This is a genomic window from Actinomycetospora sp. CA-053990 (assembly GCF_050948445.1).
Classification (GTDB): Bacteria; Actinomycetota; Actinomycetes; order Mycobacteriales; family Pseudonocardiaceae; genus Actinomycetospora; species Actinomycetospora callitridis.
In genome coordinates, this window is sequence record NZ_CP192043.1 from 502,381 (window position 1) to 519,056 (window position 16,676).

Annotated in this window: 24 protein-coding genes and 1 pseudogene; 18 read left to right on the forward strand and 7 right to left on the reverse strand. The window is 75.9% G+C overall.

Annotation, left to right across the window (positions count from 1 at the left end; all coding sequences use genetic code 11):
- Nucleotides 1-456: 456 nt before the first annotated feature.
- Nucleotides 457-1,359 (reverse strand): oxygenase MpaB family protein, encoded by a 903-nt coding sequence (locus ACQPYN_RS02510; protein WP_433032993.1) that lies wholly within the window; start codon nt 1,357-1,359, stop codon nt 457-459.
- Nucleotides 1,360-1,600: 241 nt separating this feature from the next.
- Here ACQPYN_RS02510 and ACQPYN_RS02515 point away from each other — a divergent pair, with 241 nt between their 5' ends.
- From ACQPYN_RS02515 to ACQPYN_RS02525, 3 genes are read left to right on the forward strand one after another with little or no spacing between them, the layout of a single operon-like run.
- Nucleotides 1,601-1,963, forward strand: coding sequence for a DUF3099 domain-containing protein (locus tag ACQPYN_RS02515; RefSeq protein WP_433032996.1), 363 nt, complete (start codon nt 1,601-1,603; stop codon nt 1,961-1,963).
- A gap of 5 nt (nt 1,964-1,968) precedes the next feature.
- Entirely contained in the window at nt 1,969-3,219 is a 1,251-nt protein-coding gene (locus tag ACQPYN_RS02520) for an MFS transporter (protein WP_433032999.1), read from the forward strand.
- Nucleotides 3,216-3,398 carry a hypothetical protein gene (locus ACQPYN_RS02525; RefSeq protein WP_433033002.1) on the forward strand — a complete coding sequence of 61 codons (183 nt, stop codon included), beginning with the start codon at nt 3,216-3,218 and terminating at the stop codon, nt 3,396-3,398. The genes ACQPYN_RS02520 and ACQPYN_RS02525 overlap by 4 nt, the downstream gene beginning before the upstream one ends.
- Nucleotides 3,399-3,402: 4 nt before the next feature.
- On the opposite strand, the gene ACQPYN_RS02530 is transcribed toward ACQPYN_RS02525, so the two are convergent.
- Nucleotides 3,403-3,903 (reverse strand): hypothetical protein, encoded by a 501-nt coding sequence (locus ACQPYN_RS02530; RefSeq protein WP_433033005.1) that lies wholly within the window; start codon nt 3,901-3,903, stop codon nt 3,403-3,405.
- Entirely contained in the window at nt 3,904-4,269 is a 366-nt protein-coding gene (locus ACQPYN_RS02535) for a nuclear transport factor 2 family protein (RefSeq protein ID WP_433033008.1), read from the reverse strand.
- A 128-nt stretch (nt 4,270-4,397) separates the two neighbouring features.
- Here ACQPYN_RS02535 and ACQPYN_RS02540 point away from each other — a divergent pair, with 128 nt between their 5' ends.
- On the forward strand, nt 4,398-4,814 hold the full coding sequence (locus ACQPYN_RS02540) for an ATP-binding protein (RefSeq protein ID WP_433033011.1): 417 nt from the start codon (nt 4,398-4,400) through the stop codon (nt 4,812-4,814).
- 6 nt (nt 4,815-4,820) lie between these two features.
- Here ACQPYN_RS02540 and ACQPYN_RS02545 read toward each other — a convergent pair whose 3' ends face one another.
- Nucleotides 4,821-5,453, reverse strand: coding sequence for a hypothetical protein (locus ACQPYN_RS02545; protein WP_433033013.1), 633 nt, complete (start codon nt 5,451-5,453; stop codon nt 4,821-4,823).
- Between the two features lie 154 nt (nt 5,454-5,607).
- On the opposite strand from ACQPYN_RS02545, the gene ACQPYN_RS02550 reads away from it, so the two are divergent.
- Nucleotides 5,608-6,438 (forward strand): thermonuclease family protein, encoded by an 831-nt coding sequence (locus ACQPYN_RS02550; RefSeq protein ID WP_433033016.1) that lies wholly within the window; start codon nt 5,608-5,610, stop codon nt 6,436-6,438.
- A 356-nt stretch (nt 6,439-6,794) separates the two neighbouring features.
- Here ACQPYN_RS02550 and ACQPYN_RS02555 read toward each other — a convergent pair whose 3' ends face one another.
- A complete protein-coding gene (locus ACQPYN_RS02555; RefSeq protein WP_433033019.1) occupies nt 6,795-7,676 on the reverse strand; it encodes an NAD(P)H-binding protein in 882 nt (293 codons plus the stop codon).
- A 126-nt stretch (nt 7,677-7,802) separates the two neighbouring features.
- On the opposite strand from ACQPYN_RS02555, the gene ACQPYN_RS02560 reads away from it, so the two are divergent.
- Nucleotides 7,803-8,636 carry an alpha/beta fold hydrolase gene (locus tag ACQPYN_RS02560; protein ID WP_433033022.1) on the forward strand — a complete coding sequence of 278 codons (834 nt, stop codon included), beginning with the start codon at nt 7,803-7,805 and terminating at the stop codon, nt 8,634-8,636.
- Between the two features lie 13 nt (nt 8,637-8,649).
- On the opposite strand, the gene ACQPYN_RS02565 is transcribed toward ACQPYN_RS02560, so the two are convergent.
- Nucleotides 8,650-9,054: a RidA family protein gene (locus ACQPYN_RS02565; protein WP_433033025.1), complete on the reverse strand. Its 405-nt coding sequence runs from the start codon at nt 9,052-9,054 to the stop codon at nt 8,650-8,652.
- A 458-nt stretch (nt 9,055-9,512) separates the two neighbouring features.
- Here ACQPYN_RS02565 and ACQPYN_RS02570 point away from each other — a divergent pair, with 458 nt between their 5' ends.
- From ACQPYN_RS02570 to ACQPYN_RS02625, 12 genes and pseudogenes are all read left to right on the forward strand, one after another.
- Nucleotides 9,513-9,740, forward strand: a complete 228-nt coding sequence (locus ACQPYN_RS02570; protein ID WP_433033028.1) for a hypothetical protein — start codon at nt 9,513-9,515, stop codon at nt 9,738-9,740.
- Between the two features lie 267 nt (nt 9,741-10,007).
- Nucleotides 10,008-10,277 (forward strand): hypothetical protein, encoded by a 270-nt coding sequence (locus tag ACQPYN_RS02575; RefSeq protein ID WP_433033031.1) that lies wholly within the window; start codon nt 10,008-10,010, stop codon nt 10,275-10,277.
- On the forward strand, nt 10,232-11,464 hold the full coding sequence (locus tag ACQPYN_RS02580) for an amidase family protein (protein ID WP_433033034.1): 1,233 nt from the start codon (nt 10,232-10,234) through the stop codon (nt 11,462-11,464). The genes ACQPYN_RS02575 and ACQPYN_RS02580 overlap by 46 nt, the downstream gene beginning before the upstream one ends.
- A gap of 633 nt (nt 11,465-12,097) precedes the next feature.
- Nucleotides 12,098-12,487, forward strand: coding sequence for a hypothetical protein (locus ACQPYN_RS02585; protein ID WP_433033037.1), 390 nt, complete (start codon nt 12,098-12,100; stop codon nt 12,485-12,487).
- Between the two features lie 116 nt (nt 12,488-12,603).
- Nucleotides 12,604-12,936 (forward strand): annotated as a pseudogene (locus ACQPYN_RS02590) (PIG-L deacetylase family protein); the annotation flags it as partial.
- Between the two features lie 62 nt (nt 12,937-12,998).
- Nucleotides 12,999-13,220 (forward strand): hypothetical protein, encoded by a 222-nt coding sequence (locus ACQPYN_RS02595; protein ID WP_433033040.1) that lies wholly within the window; start codon nt 12,999-13,001, stop codon nt 13,218-13,220.
- The gene (locus tag ACQPYN_RS02600; protein WP_433033043.1) at nt 13,217-13,825 is read left to right on the forward strand and encodes a class I SAM-dependent methyltransferase; all 609 of its coding nucleotides are present in this window, start codon (nt 13,217-13,219) and stop codon (nt 13,823-13,825) included. Before ACQPYN_RS02595 ends, ACQPYN_RS02600 begins: the two co-directional genes overlap by 4 nt.
- Nucleotides 13,822-14,592, forward strand: coding sequence for a glycosyltransferase (locus ACQPYN_RS02605; protein WP_433038683.1), 771 nt, complete (start codon nt 13,822-13,824; stop codon nt 14,590-14,592). The genes ACQPYN_RS02600 and ACQPYN_RS02605 overlap by 4 nt, the downstream gene beginning before the upstream one ends.
- 131 nt (nt 14,593-14,723) lie before the next feature.
- Nucleotides 14,724-14,945: a hypothetical protein gene (locus ACQPYN_RS02610; RefSeq protein WP_433033046.1), complete on the forward strand. Its 222-nt coding sequence runs from the start codon at nt 14,724-14,726 to the stop codon at nt 14,943-14,945.
- Nucleotides 14,946-15,096: 151 nt separating this feature from the next.
- Entirely contained in the window at nt 15,097-15,519 is a 423-nt protein-coding gene (locus ACQPYN_RS02615) for an STAS domain-containing protein (RefSeq protein ID WP_433033049.1), read from the forward strand.
- An 11-nt stretch (nt 15,520-15,530) separates the two neighbouring features.
- Entirely contained in the window at nt 15,531-15,737 is a 207-nt protein-coding gene (locus ACQPYN_RS02620; RefSeq protein ID WP_433033052.1) for a DUF2795 domain-containing protein, read from the forward strand.
- A 29-nt stretch (nt 15,738-15,766) separates the two neighbouring features.
- A complete protein-coding gene (locus tag ACQPYN_RS02625; RefSeq protein ID WP_433033055.1) occupies nt 15,767-16,243 on the forward strand; it encodes a nucleoside deaminase in 477 nt (158 codons plus the stop codon).
- Nucleotides 16,244-16,278: 35 nt separating this feature from the next.
- Here the strand turns inward: ACQPYN_RS02625 and ACQPYN_RS02630 are convergent, their stop codons facing one another.
- Nucleotides 16,279-16,602 (reverse strand): hypothetical protein, encoded by a 324-nt coding sequence (locus tag ACQPYN_RS02630; RefSeq protein ID WP_433033058.1) that lies wholly within the window; start codon nt 16,600-16,602, stop codon nt 16,279-16,281.
- Between the last annotated feature and the right edge of the window lie 74 nt (nt 16,603-16,676).

A 16,676-nucleotide genomic window follows, 5' to 3' on the forward strand; every position in this document is an offset into this window, starting at 1 on the left:
GGCCGCCGACTACACGGCCTTCGTCGCCGACAACCCCGAGATCGTCAGCGTCCTCGTCTCGCAGGTCATCCACCTGCCCGCCCCGAGCCGCGACGAGCTGCGTCGCTCGCAGCGCGACTACGTCGCCGAGTGGGTCGCGCTGCTGACCGCCGCGCGGCCCGGGCTCCCGGCGCCCGAGGCCCGGGTGCTCGTCCACGCCGCGCTCGCACTGATCAACGGCCTGACCCGCGTCCCCACCTCGCCGTCGAGCCCGGCGTCCGCGCGCGGATCGCCGCCCTCGCCGAGGCGGTGCTGGCGGCGGAGGGATGACGAGCCCTCAGGCGAAGTCCAGCACCGGCTCGCGGTGGGCCGGCGGGTACGGCGCCGGGCCCTCCTTCCGGGCGCGGGCGGCGAGCAGCGCGGCGTACTGCTCGCGCGGTGTCGGCCCGTGGGCGGCGTAGGCCTCGGCCGGGCTCGTCACGATCGGGGCGACCGCGGGGTCCCGCGCAGCACCGGCTCCAGCACCGGCACCGTCCGCGGCGACGCGACCTTCAGCAGCGCGAGCTGCAGGGTGGTGCTGGCCGCGAGCAGGCGGATGACCGGGCGGGTCACCGCGACCGCCAGCGCGTCGACGACGGCAGGCTGCGGCGTCCCGCCGAGGCGGCGCATCCAGCGGGGCAGCGTGGCGATCACGGCGCGCCGGGTCGCCGCGGTGAACAGCCGCCGCAGCGGCGCCGGCAGCTCGGGCGGCAGCACGATCGCGTCGGCGTCGAGCAGGAAGTCCATCATGCCCTGGGCGACCTCGGAGGCGATCAGCCGCGGCCGGTAGGCCTCGAAGTAGGCGCGGATGCCCTCGCGGGTGCGCGGCACGTCGGCGGGGTCGATGGTCTGGAACTCCGCCGCCCGGGCGCACTCCTCCCAGTACTGCTCCTCCTCGTGCGCGGGGAGCTTCCCGGGCCCGAACACCTCGTAGGTGTAGAGGATCGAGTGCCACGCGGTGAGGTGGATCCACAGCTGCGAGTCGGGGTCGTTGGCGTCGAACGGGCGCCCGGTGACCGGGTCGGTGCCGATCGCCCGCGCGTGAATCTTCATGAGGGTGTCCGCGGCCGCGAGGACGGAGGCGGTGTCGCCGAACTTCACCGTCGCGAAGTACTGCATCGTGCGGTCGTAGCGCAGGCGGGGGCGGGCCTGGACCTGCCCGGACTGCGCGACCGACGCGAGCAGGAACGGGTCGAGCTCCTCGACCACCACGGCGCGCAGGAAGCCGAGCGCCAGGGACGTCGGGTAGGACCACACCTTCCACGTGACCGACTCCGGTCCGAAGAACCCGTAGTCGGCATGCTGCGCCGTCCCACGTCCCGACCGCCGCACGACACCCATGTCGACTCCCTCCGGTGGTGATCTGCAACGGAAGGTAACAGTTACCTGAAGTAGGCCATACCTCGTGTCCGACCAACTTCGGCGGAATCACCACCACGGGTGACCGGACCCACCGTCGGCCGGGCCGCACGGGCGGATGCGTGCGGCCCGTGGCGGTGTTGATCCTGATGCCGGCCCGAGATCGCACCGAGATCGACAGCCGGACGTCACCGGACATCGGGGTCCGGAGAGGGAGTGCGTCGTGCGACGTCACCACAGCCCAGTCAGCGCCAGCCCTGTTCTCATCACCGGCGCGGCCGTCTCGCCCGCGGCGGAGTTCGCCGCCCGCAGACGTCGCTACTCGCTCATCATGTCCCTGCGCATCCCCTGCCTCGTCCTGGCCGGCGTGCTGGCCCTCGGCTTCGGCTGGAGCATCGCCGCCGCCGTGATCGTCGTCCTGTCGGTGCCGCTGCCCTGGGTGGCGGTGCTCATCGCCAACGACGGGCCGCCGCGCAAGGCCGAGAAGGTCGCCCGCTACCGCCCGGACCGCGTCGTCGAGGCCCGCGAGACGAGGGCGCTCGGGACGGGCGTCGTCATCGACGTCCCGACGGACCGGGCGGCCTGAGCCCGGTGACCGGCGCGGGGTCCTGGGCCCAGCTGGTGGCCCGGGAGCACCGCGGGGCGATGGCGGTGCTCTCGGGCGGCACCCTGATGTTCGCGGTGGACACCTACATCACCGCGAGCCTGATGCCGTCCGCGGTCGCCGAGATCGGCGGCGAGGCCTTCTACGCCTGGCCCACCACCGTGTTCCTCCTCGCCGCCGTCGTGACGTCGGCGCTGGTCAGCAGGGTCCTCGCGACCGTCCCGGCCGCACGCGCCTACCTCGTCGCGCTCGGGGTGTTCGCCGCGGGCGCGCTGGTCGGGGCGCTCGCCGGATCGATGGTCGTGTTCCTCGTGGGCCGGCTCCTGCAGGGCGTCGGCGGCGGGCTGCTCGCCGGCATGGGCTACGCCCTCATCCGCGTCTCGCTGCCGCGCACGCTCTGGACGCGGGGCAGCGCGGTGATCGCCACGATGTGGGGCGTCGCCCTGGTGGTCGGCCCCGGGCTCGGCGGCGTCCTCGCCGGCGCGGGGCGGTGGCGGTGGGCGTTCGGCGTGCTCGTCGTCGCCGCCCTGGCGATCGCCGCGATCGTGCCCTCGGCCCTGCGTCGCACCCGCGCCCGGATCGCGCCGGGCCCGTTCCCGCTCGGCTCGGTGCTCTACGTCGGCGCCGCCGCGGCGGTGCTCAGCGTCGCGGGCCTGGCCGCGGACGTGCGCGTGGCGGGCGCCGGGCTCGCCGCCGCCGTGGTGCTCATCGTGCTGTTCCTGCGCCACGAGCGGCGCACCACCGCCGCCGTCCTGCCGCGCGCCACGTTCCGCCCGGGCTCGGCGCTGCCCTGGATCTACGGGATGAGTGCCGTGCTCGTCGGGGTCGCCGCACTCGAGGCGTTCGTACCGCTCGTCGGGCAGCGCGTCGCCGGCCTCGCGCCGGTGGCCGCCGGGTTCCTCGGCGTCGCCCTCGGTGCCGGGTGGGTGGCCGGCGAGATCGTCAGCGCGTCCGGACGGCGACCCCGGGGCCGGGTGCTCCTCGGCCCGGCGCTCCTCGCGGCCGGCACCGTCGTCGTCGCGGTCACCCTGCTCGTGCTCGACGGCCCGCTCGCCGTCGGGACCTGGGGGCCGGTGCTCTGGGCCGCCGGGCTCGCCGCGGGCGGGATCGGCATCGGGACGGCCTGGCCGCACCTCGCCGCCGCCGCGATCGGGGGTGCCGACGACGACCCCGATCTCGACACCGCCGCCGGGGCGGCCCCGACGAGAGCGAGGCCGACAAGGCCTCCGCCGCGGTGACGACCGTGCAGATGCTCGCCACCTCCGTCGGCACCGCGCTGGGCGGCGCGAGCCTCGCCCTCGGGGGCACCGACCCGCTCGCCTCGGCCCGCTGGCTCTTCGCGACGTTCGCCGTCGTCGCGGTCGTCGGTGCCCTTGCCGCCCGCCCCGCCGCGCGGGGTGTCCCGGACCGCGCCTAGCGCCCTACCGCAGGATCTCGACGAGCAGCACCCACGCGTTGACCAGGCCCGCGGCCAGGGCGAGCGCCACCGCGACGGGCAGCCAGTAGAGCCCGCCGAGCGACCCGGTGAACAGGCCGATCGCGGCGACCGCGGGCGCGAGGGCGACGATCGCCGACGGCACGACGTTCGTCCCGAGCCATGAGACCCGCGGCTGCTCGGGGGCGCGCGTGCCCGGCTTCGCCAGGACGCCGAACGCGGGGACGACCACGGCGGAGATCGCGAGCAGCTCGATCCCGAGGGCGACGTCGGACTGCCCGGGGACCAGCAGGACGAGCGAGACGAACACCGGCAGCGCGAGCAGGATCAGCGCCTGGGCGGCGCGGCGGGCGATGCCGTGGCCGGCCAGGATCGTCTGGATGTTGATCGACACGGCGACGAACAGCAGGCCGGCGAGCGCGGCCGCGGCCCCGGCCATGCCCGCGGCGAAGTCGGACCACGGCTCGGCGTCGTAGGCGGGGTCCACCTAGGTCAGCTTCTCGCGCATCGCCGTCGCCACCGCCTGCAGCGCGGACAGCGGGCGGATCATCACCGTCAGCCGGTCGATCGCCCCGCTGTCGTCGTGGTGGAGCAGGTCGATGCCCTCGAGCTCGCGGTCGCCGACGTGCGCGCGGAAGACCAGCACGTGCTCGTCGGCGCCCTCGCCGATCTCGGCGACGTAGTGGAAGTCCTCGAAGACCTCGACGACCGCCCGCAGGATCGGCGCCACGGCGTCGCGTCCCCGGTAGGGCGAGTGGACGACGGGGCTGTGGAACTCGACGTCGTCGGTGAGCAGCGCGATGGCGGCCTCGACGTCGTGGGACTCGATCGCCGAGCGGAACGTCGTGCTCATGCGGGCCTTCCGGGAGTGGTCGGGGCTCGGCGGCGACCGGTCGGGTCGCCGGATTGGAGTCTGCGTGCAGCGGGAACAGCCTACGGTCGGGCGAGATCGGGATGCGGGTCGCGGAGGTGGGAGCGCGCGTGGTCGAGGTCGACGCCGGGTCCGACACGTTGCACCTCGAGGTGCCCGCCACGGCCGCGCACGTCGGTCGGTTGCGCCGCGCCCTGCGCCGTTGGCTGACCGCGGCGCTCGCCGAGGGCGACGACGACGCCGTCGACAACCTGACCCTCGCCGTCAGTGAGGCGCTCGAGAACGCCGCCGAGCACGCCTACGCCGACCGCGACGAGGCGGGCACGATGACGCTCGCGGCCTGCCGCGAGTCGGACGCCCCGTACGCGGTGATCATCACGATCTCGGACACCGGCACCTGGCGCGCCCCGGCGGTGGGCACCGGCTACCGCGGGCGCGGCCTCGCCCTCATCGAGGAGCTGGCCGAGACCTACACCGTGACGCCCGGTCCCTCGGGGACGACGGTGACGCTGCGGCACGCGGGCTGATCGCCGCTACACGACGTCCGGGAGACGCAGGTCGACCTGGAAGCCGCGGGCCCCGTGATCGATCACGCCGCGGCAGCGCACCGGGCCCGCGAGGTCGACGAGGTGGCGGTAGCGGGCGCTCATCGTCGCGGTGAGCTCGCCGACCCGGGCGCCGTCGAGGCGGACCTCCACCGCGTAGTCGCCGCGGTACTTGCCCCGCGAGACCGTCGACGAGCACAGCTCGACGGTCACCGACGTCGGCGGCCGGCCCGGGGCGTGGTGGCCGGCCAGGACGTCCTGGTGGTCTTCCTCGCGGGTCACCACGACCTCGCGCTCGGGGGCCAGGATCTCGTCGGTGTCGGTGGGCTCGCCGGTTGACGCGGCCTGTCGACGGGGGTCCGGGACGACGGTGAGGGTCCGGGAGCCGCGGGGGAGTGGCACGGGCGCCGTGGGCGGGTCGGCGGGAGGCGCCGGGGCCCGTCGCGGGGCCGCGGGGGTCACGGCGACCAGGGGTGCCCGGGGCGGGGGGAGCGGAGCCGGCGCGGGAGCCGGGGCCTGCCGCCGGGCCCGGTCGACGAGCCACCAGATGCCGAAGGGCACGGCCAGGATCACCCCGGTGGTCAGGAGCCACATCAGCACCGTCGTCGCGACACCCGCCATGCCCCGCATCCCTCCGCAGGACCCGCACCGCGCGAGCCGGACGTCGCTTCATCGTCGGGAGAGGGCGTTTCGTGACATCACCTGCCCGGTGCGTAACGACCGCCCCACCGGACCCGACAAGGCGGACGATCACACCGGCTGAGGGGACGACGACGTGCGCACCGCCCACAAGGTCTGGTCCGGGATCGCGGCAGGCGTGTTCGGCCTGGTCGCGATGACGGATCTGGCTGGCTCGTCCGTCCCGCCGGCCGGCACCGTCGCGAGCTCCTCGACGCTCCCGGCGTCGTCCGGTGCGGTGTCCCCCGGCGCGATCCCGGCCGCCGCGCCGTCCGTCGCCCCGGCGGTGGCGGGCCCGGCGGCGGTGTCCGCGTCGGTCATCGACGTCATCGACGGCGACACGTTCCGGCTCGCCTCCGGCGACGAGGTCCGCGTGCTGGGCATCGACTCCTGCGAGGCCGCCACGCCCGGGGGCCAGCGCGCCACGGCGGCGGCCCGCGCGCGCCTGCTCTCCGCGCCCGTGACCCTGACCGCCGAGCCCGGCGTGGACCGCGACCGCTACGGGCGCATGCTGCGCTACGTCGGCGTGGGGGGCGCCGACTTCGCGTCGTCGATGGTCACCCAGGACCACACCGCGATCTACACCCGCGGGCGCAACGACGCCTCGACCGCCGTGCAGTCGACGCTGCGCCGCCTCGACACCGACGGCCGGACCTGCGGCACGGCCACGCCCACCACGACCCCGCGGACCACGACGGCGACGCGCACCCCGGACGCCGACGTCGACCGCCCGCGCACGCCGCGCCCGGTGGCCCCGCGCACCGCGCCGCGGGCGGCAGCCGGCTCGTCGGGCGGCTCGTCGGGCGGTGGCGGGTACTACGCGAACTGCAGCGCGGCGCGTGCCGCCGGCGCGGCACCGCTGCGCGCCGGGGCGCCCGGGTACCGCGCGGCTCTCGACCGCGACAAGGACGGCGTCGCCTGCGAGTGAGCGCCCTGCGAGGGACGGCTCAGCGGGGTGTTCGCTCCGGGTACCGCGGAGAGCGGGGCGCGGGAGTGCGCGCCGGGCGTGTCGTGTCGCTGCTCGCCCGTCCGGACGTCGGTGACGTGGCGGGGGGGTCGACCAGCCCGAGGGCGGAGTCCGGGATGAGGGCCAGCTCCCGATTCTTGATCATCTTGCTGCCCTTCCTGTCGGACCCGGGCGCCGGAGCGTCCCGGGTGGCTTGTCCCCAGTGAACGCCGTCACCCCGGCGATCGTTCGGTCGTCGTCCTCGGGATCGATCAGGCGGCGCCGATCGAGCGGCGGATGGTCGGCCTCCGTGGACGAACGGTGACCGAACTGCTCACTCAGAGCAGCGGCCGCAGGTGTGCGTGCGCCCAGCCCGCGAGCGTGCTCGGGGTGGTGGTGAGCACCGAGCGCGGCTGCTCGGGCACGAAGCCGTCGCGCAGGCCCGTCGACATGCCCACGATCGCCTCGACCTGCGCCTCGCCGAGCCCGACCGCCCCCAGGCTGGCGCGCAGGTCGTCGTCGGCGATGCGCTCGGCGCGCACCGGGCGGCCGAGCGCGGCGGTGAGGACCTCCGCGACCTGCGCGAACGTCAGGTCCTCGGGCCCGTGCACCGCCGTCGCCCCGCGGCCCTCCCACGGGTGGAGCAGGCGCCCGGCCGCGACCTCGGCGATGTCCCGCGGGTCGACCCAGGGCATCGGGGCGTCGAGCGGGTTCGCGGTGCGCAGCACCCCCGCGCGCAGCCCGTCGAGGTCCATCACGAGGTTGCTGAAGAAGTAGCCGGCCCGCAGGTGCAGGACCGACGCACCGGTGGCGTCGAGCGCCTCCTCGGTGCGCGCCAGCCCGTCGATCTCGCCGACGCCGTGGCGCTTCTCGGCGCCGACGCTGGACAGGAACACCGTCCGCGCGATGCCGTTCTCCGCGACGGCCCGGGCGACGTGCCCGCCGAGGCGGGCGTGCGCCGCCACGGGATCGGCCTCGTGGAGCGTCGGGCTCAGGGGGGGCGGGTTGACCCACAGCAGCGCCTCGACCCCGCGGGTCGCCGCGAGCACGGCGTCCGGGTCGTCCTGGTCGCAGGCCACGGCGTCGACGTGCTCGCGCCAGGCCGGGTCGAGCGCGCCGGGGTCGCGCATCAGCACACGCGGGAACGCGCCGGCCTGCACGAGGCGTTGCAGGACGCGGGACCCCACGTGGCCCCGGGGAGTGGTGATCGCGATCGTCATCGGAGCTCCTCTCGCCGTTCGCCCCACCGTGTCCCAGGGGTCCGACACCCGTCGGACGTTGGTGATCCACCGGGTGCGGGAATGTTGATCGTGCACGACCGAATCGGCCAGATCGAAAGGATTCCGATGCCCACGCTCACCGTCGGCGACGAGAACGGCAGCCCGATCGACCTCTACTACGAAGACCACGGCTCGGGTCGTCCGGTGGTGCTCATCCACGGGTGGCCGCTGTCGGGTCGCTCCTGGGAGAAGCAGGTCCCGGCCCTGGTCGAGGCCGGGCACCGGGTCGTCACCTATGACCGCCGCGGCTTCGGCTCGTCGTCGCAGCCGTGGGGCGGCTACGACTACGACACCTTCGCCGCGGACCTCGACGCCCTCCTGCGCCACCTCGACCTGCGCGACGCCACGCTCGTCGGCTTCTCCATGGGCGGCGGCGAGGTGGCCCGCTACCTCGGGCGCTACGGCGGCGAGCGCGTCGCCCGCGCGGTCTTCGCCGGCGCGGTGCCGCCGTACCTCTACAAGACCGACGACAACCCCGACGGCGGCCTCGACGACGCGACCATCCAGAGCTTCCTCGACGGCGTCACCGGCGACCGGATCGCGTTCCTCGACGGGTTCACGACGAACTTCTTCGCCGCGGGCGACCGTACGGACCTGATCAGCGAGCCGTCGCGGGTCTACCACCGCGAGATCGCCGAGTTCGCGTCGCCGAAGGGCACGCTGGAGTGCATCCGGGCGTTCGGCTACACCGACTTCCGCGACGACCTCGCGAAGATCGACGTGCCGACGCTGGTGCTGCACGGGGACTCGGACGCGATCGTGCCGTTCGAGGTGTCGGGCAAGCGGACCGCCGAGGCCGTGAAGGACAGCCGGGTCGTCGTCGTCGCGGGCGGTCCCCACGGCTTCAACGCCACCCACGCCGACGAGTTCAACCGCGCGCTGCTCGACTTCCTGGGCTGAGCCCGGACCGCGCTCAGGGGAGCACGGCCGTGGCCTCGACCTCGACGAGCAGGTCGGGCTCCCCGAGCGCGGTCACACCGATCATCGTGATGGCGGGCGTGACGAGGCCGAGGTCGGCGGCCGCCCGCATCGCGCCCTCGCCGAACAGGGCCATCTTCTCCGGCGCGAGGTCCACGACGTAGACGGTCATCTTCGCGACGTCGGTGAGGCTCGCGCCGACGCCCGCCAGCGCCGCCGCGACGTTGCGGTAGGCCTGCTCGGTCTGCGCCGCGAGGTCGCCGGGGCCCACCGGCGTGCCGTCCGCGGTGCGGGCGACCTGCCCGGACACGTAGACGGTGCGCGTACCGGTGGCCACCGCGACCTGGCGGTAGATCTCGGGAGCGGGCAGGCCGGCCGGGTTGAGCAGTTCAACGGTCACGGTGACCTCCGGGTTGGATAGCGTTGTTATGTCTCGCTAGGTATAGCAGTGTTATGTATCGTGGGGCAAGTGCCCCGGACCCCGGATCCCGCCGTGCGCGTCGCGCTCATCGAGCAGGCCGCCGCGATGCTCGTCGCGCGCGAGCCGGTGACGCTGCGCGCGCTCGCCGGCCGGGTCGGTACCTCGACGATGGCCGTCTACACGCACTTCGACGGCATGCCCGGGCTGTGGGGCGCGGTGCGGCAGGAGGGGTTCGCGCGCCTGGCTCGCGGGCTGGCCGAGGTGTCCCCGTCCGACGACCCCGTGCGCGACCTGGCCGCGCTCGGCGCCGCCTACGCCGCGAACGCGGTGGAGAACCCGGCCCTCTACCGCGCGATGTTCGACGCCGCCGCCGACCTGCCCGACCCCGGGGCCGCCGGCGCGGGTTCGCGCTGCTCGTCGACGCGGCGCAGCGGGCGGTGGACGCGGGCCGCTTCGTCGACGCCGACCCCGCCGCCGTCGCCACGCGCTTCTGGGCCTCGGGGCACGGCGTGCTCCTGCTCGTGCTCTCCGGCGTGCTGCCTGACGACGCCCTCGACGAGCACTCCCCGGCCCTCGCGACGGCCGTGTTCACCGCGGCCGGCGACGATCCGGAGCGCTGCGCCGCCTCGGTGCGGGCCGGGTGGGCCGGGCCCGAGGGCCGGTGACGGCTCCGGCTGCCTCACCCTTCCGGACGACGCTTCGGAAATCGAAGCATCGGCAGCGCAGGACTGACCGTCCCGGCGCTCGCGACGGCCGTGCTCACCTCCGGCCACGACCCGGAACGCTGCGCCGCCTCGGTGCGGGCCGGGTGGGCGGGGTCGGTGGCCCGGTGACGGCTCCGGCTGCCTCACCCTCCGGGACGACGCTTCGGAAACCGAAGCATCGGCCAGCTCGGTGCCGACCGTCCGCTGCGGCCGCCTAGATTCCACGCCGTGGACCCCGCAGCCCTCGTCGCCGACACCCCCCGCGCCCAGGCCGCGGCGCTGCGGGAGGGCCGGATCACCGCCGTCGACCTCGCCGCCGCGGCGGTCGCCGCGTCCCGGGCGCTCGACGCCGAGGTGAACGCGTTCCTCGCGATCGACGCCGACGGAGCGCACTCCGCCGCGCAGGAGGCCGACCGCCGCCGCGCCGCGGGGAGGACGGCCCGCTGCTCGGGGTGCCGATCGCGCTCAAGGACGACCTCGAGGCCGCGGGCCACGTGACGTCGTGGGGCACGCGCTCGCGCCGGACGCCGGCGGGGGCGGACGGTGCGATCGTCGCCGCCCTGCGCCGCGCGGGTGCGGTGCCGATCGGGCGGACGACGCTGCCCGAGCTCGCGCTCTACGGGTTCACCGAGTCGACGTTCTCCGGCATCACCCGCAACCCGCTCGACCCGAGGCGCACCTCGGGCGGGTCGTCCGGCGGGTCGGCGGCGGCGGTGGCGGGCGGCGCCGTCGGGATCGCGACCGCGAGCGACGGCGCGGGCTCCATCCGCATCCCCGCCGCGTGCTGCGGGCTCGTCGGGATCAAGCCCGGGGCCGGGCGGACACCGGGCGGCGGCTGGAACGGGCTGTCGGTGCAGGGCTGCCTGACCCGCCGGGTCGCCGACTCCGCGCTCTACCTCGACCTCGTCGGCGACTTCCCGAGCCTGCTCGCGACCGCTGCGGAGCAGGACCCGCCGCCCCTGCGGATCGGCGTCGACCTCGCCTCGCCCGTGACGCCCGCGCTGCCCCTCGACCCGGCTCTCGAGGCCGCGGTCCGTCGGTCCGCCGAGCTCCTCGCCGGGCTCGGGCACGAGGTGCGCGACGTGCGGGTCCGCTACGGCGCCGCGCCGGCCGGGTTCGTGGCCCGCATGCTGCACGGTCTGGCCACCGCGGCCGCGGACGTCGACGACCCCACGCTGCTCGAGACCCGCACCGCCGACGTGGCGCGGATCGGGCGGCTCGTCCCCGACGCCGCGATCGGGCCGGCCCGCCGGCAGGGGAGGCCTGGGGACGCCGCGTGCTCGCCGACCTCGGTGTCGACGTGCTGCTCACGCCTCCGGCGCGCGGACCGGCCGTGCCCGTCGGGCACTGGGCGGGCCGCCGGGGCCTGCCGACGATGCTGGCGCAGGCCCGGCACTACGCCCACACCCCGGCCTGGAACCACACCGGCCTGCCCGCGGCGGTCGTCCCGACGGGAGGGGCGGGAGACGGACTGCCGCCGACCGTGCAGATCGTCGTCGGTCCGGGGCACGACGCGCGGCTGGTGTCGGTGGCAGCACAGCTCGAGCGCGCGGTGCTCCGGGCGGCGCACGGGTGAGTTCCCCGGACGGCGGGTAGCCCCGGCCCGGTCCGCCGAGCGCGGGTGTCGCCCAACCCCGGCGAGGCCCCCACTCCGCCCCGGGGTTCAGCCCTCCGCCCCGCGGTGACGCCGGTGGGCCGTCCCGCGCCGCGACCCGTCGGGCGCCGTCCGCCACGAGGAGAGCGATGACCTCCCCCGACGTCCTGCGCCCCGTCCTGGACGCGTTCCGCACGACGCCCGCACCGCGGGGCGACGGCCGGACCCTGCACAACTGGGCGGTGCTCGCGCGGGCGGCGGCCGAGGACCTCGACGTCGCCCGCCTGGCCGAGGCCCACCTCGACGCCGTCACGATCGTCTCCGAGCTCGGCGGCCCCGAGATCCCGCCCGGCTCGTGCTGGGGGGTGTGGGCGGCGGAGTCGTCGAGCGACAAGCTGGTCGCCGAGCCGGACGGGGGCGGATGGCGGCTGACCGGCCGCAAGCCGTTCTGCTCGGGCGCCGCGGGCCCGTGCACCCACGCGCTGCTCACCGCGCACGCCGACGACGGCCGCCGGCTGTTCGCCGTCGACCTCGCGGACGAGGGCCTCGAGGTCACGGCGGGCGAGTGGCAGGCGCTCGGCATGCGGGGCAGCGCGGCCGCGACCGTCGACCTGCACGGCGTCGCGGCCGTCGCCGTCGGCGGGCCGGAGACGTACCTGGACCGCGCCGGCTTCTGGCACGGGGCCATCGCGGTGGCGGCGGCCTGGTTCGGCGGCGCTGTGGGGTGGCGGCGCCGCTGCGGCACGCCGGGCGCGTCGGACGCCTCGACGACCACGGCCTCGCCCACCTCGGGGCCGTCGACGCGGAGCTGGCCGGTGCGCGGGCGCTGCTGCGCGAGGCCGCCGTGGCCGTGGACGACCCGGACGACCAGGCGCACGCCGACGCCGTCGCCACGGCCCGGCGCCGCGCCGTCCGCGTGCGCGCGGTCGTCGAGGCCGCGGTGGAGAGCGCGGTGCGACGCACGGGGCGCGCGCTGGGCCCGGGCCCGCAGGCGCGCGACGCGGCCCACGCGCAGCGGGTCGCCGACCTCGAGATCTACGTGCGCCAGAGCCACGCCGAGCGGGACCTCGCGACCCTCGGTGAGCTCGCCGGCGACCAGGACCTCCTGCTGTGAGCGGGCCGTCGCTGAAGGGGGACGGGACGCCCGAGGACGTGTGGTGGGCCCCGGGTGGTCTGGACACGATCCCGGCCCGCGATCCGGCCGCCGTGCGCCCGCCGGGCCGTGTCGTCGTGGTCGCGCCTCATCCCGACGACGAGGTGCTCGGCGTCGGCGGGACGCTCGCGGCCTGGGCGCCGATCGAGGTCCTCGTCGTCGCCGTCACCGACGGCGAGGGCTCGCACCCGGACAGCCCCACGCTGGCGCCGGCCACACTCGCCGACCGCCGGGACGACGAGCGCCGGGCGGCGCTCGAGGTGCTGGGGGTCGGGGCGACGGTGCAGCGGCTCGGTCTGCCCGACGGCGGGGTCGCCGCGGACGACGTCGCCGCCGGCCTCGGGGCGGTGCTGCGCCACGGCGACACCGTGCTCGTCCCCGTCGACGGCGACGGGCACCCCGACCACGACGCGACCGCCGACGGGGCGCCCGGGCGGCGCAGCGCGCCGGGGTCGCGTGCTGGCGCTACCCGGTGTGGCTCTGGCACTGGGCCGCCCCCGGCACCGTGTCGTTCGACGGCGCGCGGCGGCTGGTGCTGCCCGCGTCCGCCCGGCGCGCCAAGGCCGACGCGATCGGCTGCTTCACCACCCAGATCGCCCCGCTGTCCGACGATCCCCGCGACGCGACGATCCTCTCGGCGCCGGTCCTGGCGCGCTTCCGCCGTGACGCCGAGATCGTGTGGGGGCCGCGGTGACCCTCGGACCCGAGTACTTCGACGCGCTCTACTCCGACGCCGCCGACCCGTGGGGGATCGAGCAGGGCTGGTACGAGGAGCGCAAGCGCGCGGTCGTCCTGGCCGCCCTGCCCCGCCGGCGCTACGCGCGCGCCTTCGAGCCCGGCTGCGCGTCCGGCGCGCTCTCGGTGGGGCTGGCGGAGCGCTGCGACGAGCTCGTCTGCTGGGACCCCGCCGAGCGGGCCGTCGAGGCGACGCGCGCGCGGCTGGCCACCTGGTCCGGCGCGCGCGTCGAACGGGGCGCGCTGCCGGAGCGGGTGCCCGACGGGACGTTCGACCTGGTCGTGGCCTCGGAGGTCGTCTACTACCTCGACGCGGGCGACCGCGAGGCGTTCTGGCGGGCCGTCGAGGACGCCCTCGAGCCGGGCGGGCACCTGGTCGCGATCCACTGGCGCCGCGAGGCCCCGGAGTACCCCGTCGAGGGCGACGCGGTGCACGACGAGCTCGACGCGCGACCCGGCCTGGCGCGGATCGTGCGCCACGAGGAGGCCGACTTCCGGCTCGACGTCCTCGCCCGGGTGCCGCCCCCGCCGCGCTCGGTGGCCGAGGAGACGGGGCTGCGGTGAGGCCGGTCCTGGGTGTCGTCGTGCCCGCGCACGACGAGGAGGAGCTGCTCCCCGCCTGTCTCGCCGGCCTGCGGGTCGCCGTCGGGGCCGTCGCCGACCGCGCGCGGGTGGACGTGGTGGTCGTCGCCGACGCGTGCACCGACCGCACCGAGGCGGTGGCCCGCCGGTGCGGGGTCGAGGTGCTGCGTGTGGACGCACGCACCGTGGGACGGGCGCGGGCGGTCGGGGCGTCGTTCCTGCTCGGCCGCGGACCGTCGTGGCTGGCGACGACCGACGCCGACTCCGTGGTCCCGCCCGACTGGCTCGCCGCCCAGCTCGACGCGCGCGCCGAGGGCGCCGACGCCTGGGTCGGCACCGTCGAGGTCGCGGACTGGCGGGGGCTGCCGGCACCGGTGCGGACGCGCTACCGCGACGCCTACGAGAACGGCGACGGCGACGCGCACCGGCACGTCCACGGCGCCAGCCTCGGGATCGCGGCAGGCCCCTACGAGGCCGTCGGCGGCTTCCCGTCGCGGGCCACGGGCGAGGACGTCGCGCTCGTCGCCCGCCTGGACCGCGCCGGGTTCCGCGTCGTCCGCGACGGCGCGCACCCCGTCGCCACCAGCGCGCGCACCGTCGGTCGCGCCCCCGACGGCTTCGCGGGACATCTGCTCGGGCTCGCGGGCAGGCGTGTGATCGCCGACTCATCGGGTACCAGGAGGGCGGAGGATCCTCGTCCGGACCAGCGGCGGGGACGTGAGAACGGCTCGGCGGCCCACATCTCCTGAGGAGCACCGCCGGCCGGTACGACCGCTCAAGACCCGCGGCGGTGACCACACCAGTCGTGCGCGCCCACATCGGGCGCCGACCGTCCCGGGAGTCGCACCATGGTCGATCACCTGTTCCCGCGAGCGCGAACGTGAGCGCCGAATCCGCCGGGTGGCGGGCCCACGTCGACGCCGCGCTCGACCCGCGTTTCGAGCGCGCGTTCGCCATCCTCGACGCCCTGCAGGCCGAACGTCAGCGACCCCGGCCCGAGCAGAGGGCCTCCCGGGTCCTCTGGTTGCGCCGGGAGCTCGGCTACCTCCTCGCCGAGATCGACGGGCTCCGGGCGCCCCGCGTCCCGCGAGGGACGCGCTGACGGCCGTGGCACACGCACGATGCGCTCCGCCGTCGCAGTCGGTAGTGTTCCCGTTACGCATTTTGCGGTTGAGACCTCCACGCCGCTGCGGACGCCGCGGTCCGGTCCCCCACGGGGCGATCGGGCCGGCCGTGCACGACGAGGAGGTCCGATGACCATCCAGTCCGATGCCCCGGTCCACGGGGCGGTCGACGACGTCGAGCTGCCCGTGGACCCCGCCCGGCGCCGTCGCGCCGCGCTCGCCGAAGCCGTGGCCCATGCCGAGCCCGCCGTGGTCGGTAACCGCCGGGGCGCCGTCGGCGTCCGGACCTACGGGCCCGGGTGCGTCGCGCTCGCGCTGCGCGGACGCTTCGACCGCGCGGGGCTGGAACGCCTCCGCACCCTGAGCAGCGAGATCGAGCAGCACGCGCGGGCCGAGCTCGTCATCGACCTCGCAGGGCTCGACCACTGCGACCCGGCGCTGGCCCGCGTGATCGCGCGGCTGCGCATCCGCTGTCTCGCGCGGGAAGCCCGCGTCGAGCTGCACGACCCGCCGGAGGCGCTCGCCGCCGAGCTCGGCCAGTTCCGGATCTAGGGAGGACACCGGTGACCGACCGCGACGACCTGCGCGTGCGCAAGGCCCTCCAGGGCATGGCGTTCCCCGCCGACCGCACGCAGGTGATCTCCTACGCGATGGACCGCGGCGAGCGCGACGAGAAGACCCTCACCGCGCTGCAGGCCCTGCCCGACCGCACGTTCTCGACCGCCGACGACGTGGTGATCTCGGTCCCCCAGCGGCCCGACCGGGTCTGAGCCCGCCGCGGGGTGGCACGGTCGGCCGCGTGCTCACCGACACCGATCACACCCACCTGCGGCGCTGCGTCGAGCTGGCCCGCGAGGCGCTCGAGGCCGGCGACGAGCCGTTCGGCTCGGTGCTCGTGGGATCCGACGGCCGCGTGCGCCACGAGGACCGCAACCGGATCGCGGGCGGGGACGCCACCCGGCACCCCGAGTTCGCGCTGGCCCGGTGGGCCGCCGCGGAGATGAGCCCGGCGGACCGGGCGGGGAGCACCGTCTACACCTCGGGCGAGCACTGCCCGATGTGCTCGGCCGCGCACGCCTGGGTCGGGCTCGGCCCGATCGTCTACGCGAGCTCGGCGGCCCAGCTGACGGCGTGGCGCGAGGAGCTCGGCGCGCCGCCCTCGCCGGTCCGTCCGATCCCGATCTCCGAGGTCGCGCCAGGCATCACCACGGAGGGCCCGGTCCCCCCGTTCGACGAGGAGGTCCGGGCCCTGCACCGCGCGTCCCTACGTGAGTGAAGTTCCCGGCTATAGCCGGGAACTTCACTCACGGGTCAGAAGCCGTTGGGGTCGTAGGCGGTGGTCTCGAAGGTGCCGTCGGCGTTGGTGTCGACCGCGGAGGTGTCGAAGTCGCCGTCGTTGTCGGTGTCGACCAGGACGACCTCGCCGTAGCCGTCGGCGTCGGTGTCGACGACGGCGGATTCGAAGGAGCCGTTGTGGTCGGTGTCGGCGATGACGGTGTCGACGGCGCCGTTGCCGTCCTCGTCGGTGGACACGGAGTCGATGTTGCCGTTGGTGTCGGTGGTGTAGGTACCGGCCACGGTGCCGTCGGCGTGGTAGACGGTGCCGTTGCTGAAGGAGTAGGTCTCGGCGCTCATGGTCTGCTCACTCTCGGTCTGTTCGCGGTGCCCGGCTGGTGGGCTCTCGGCACTGTGACGACGCGAGGAGCTGG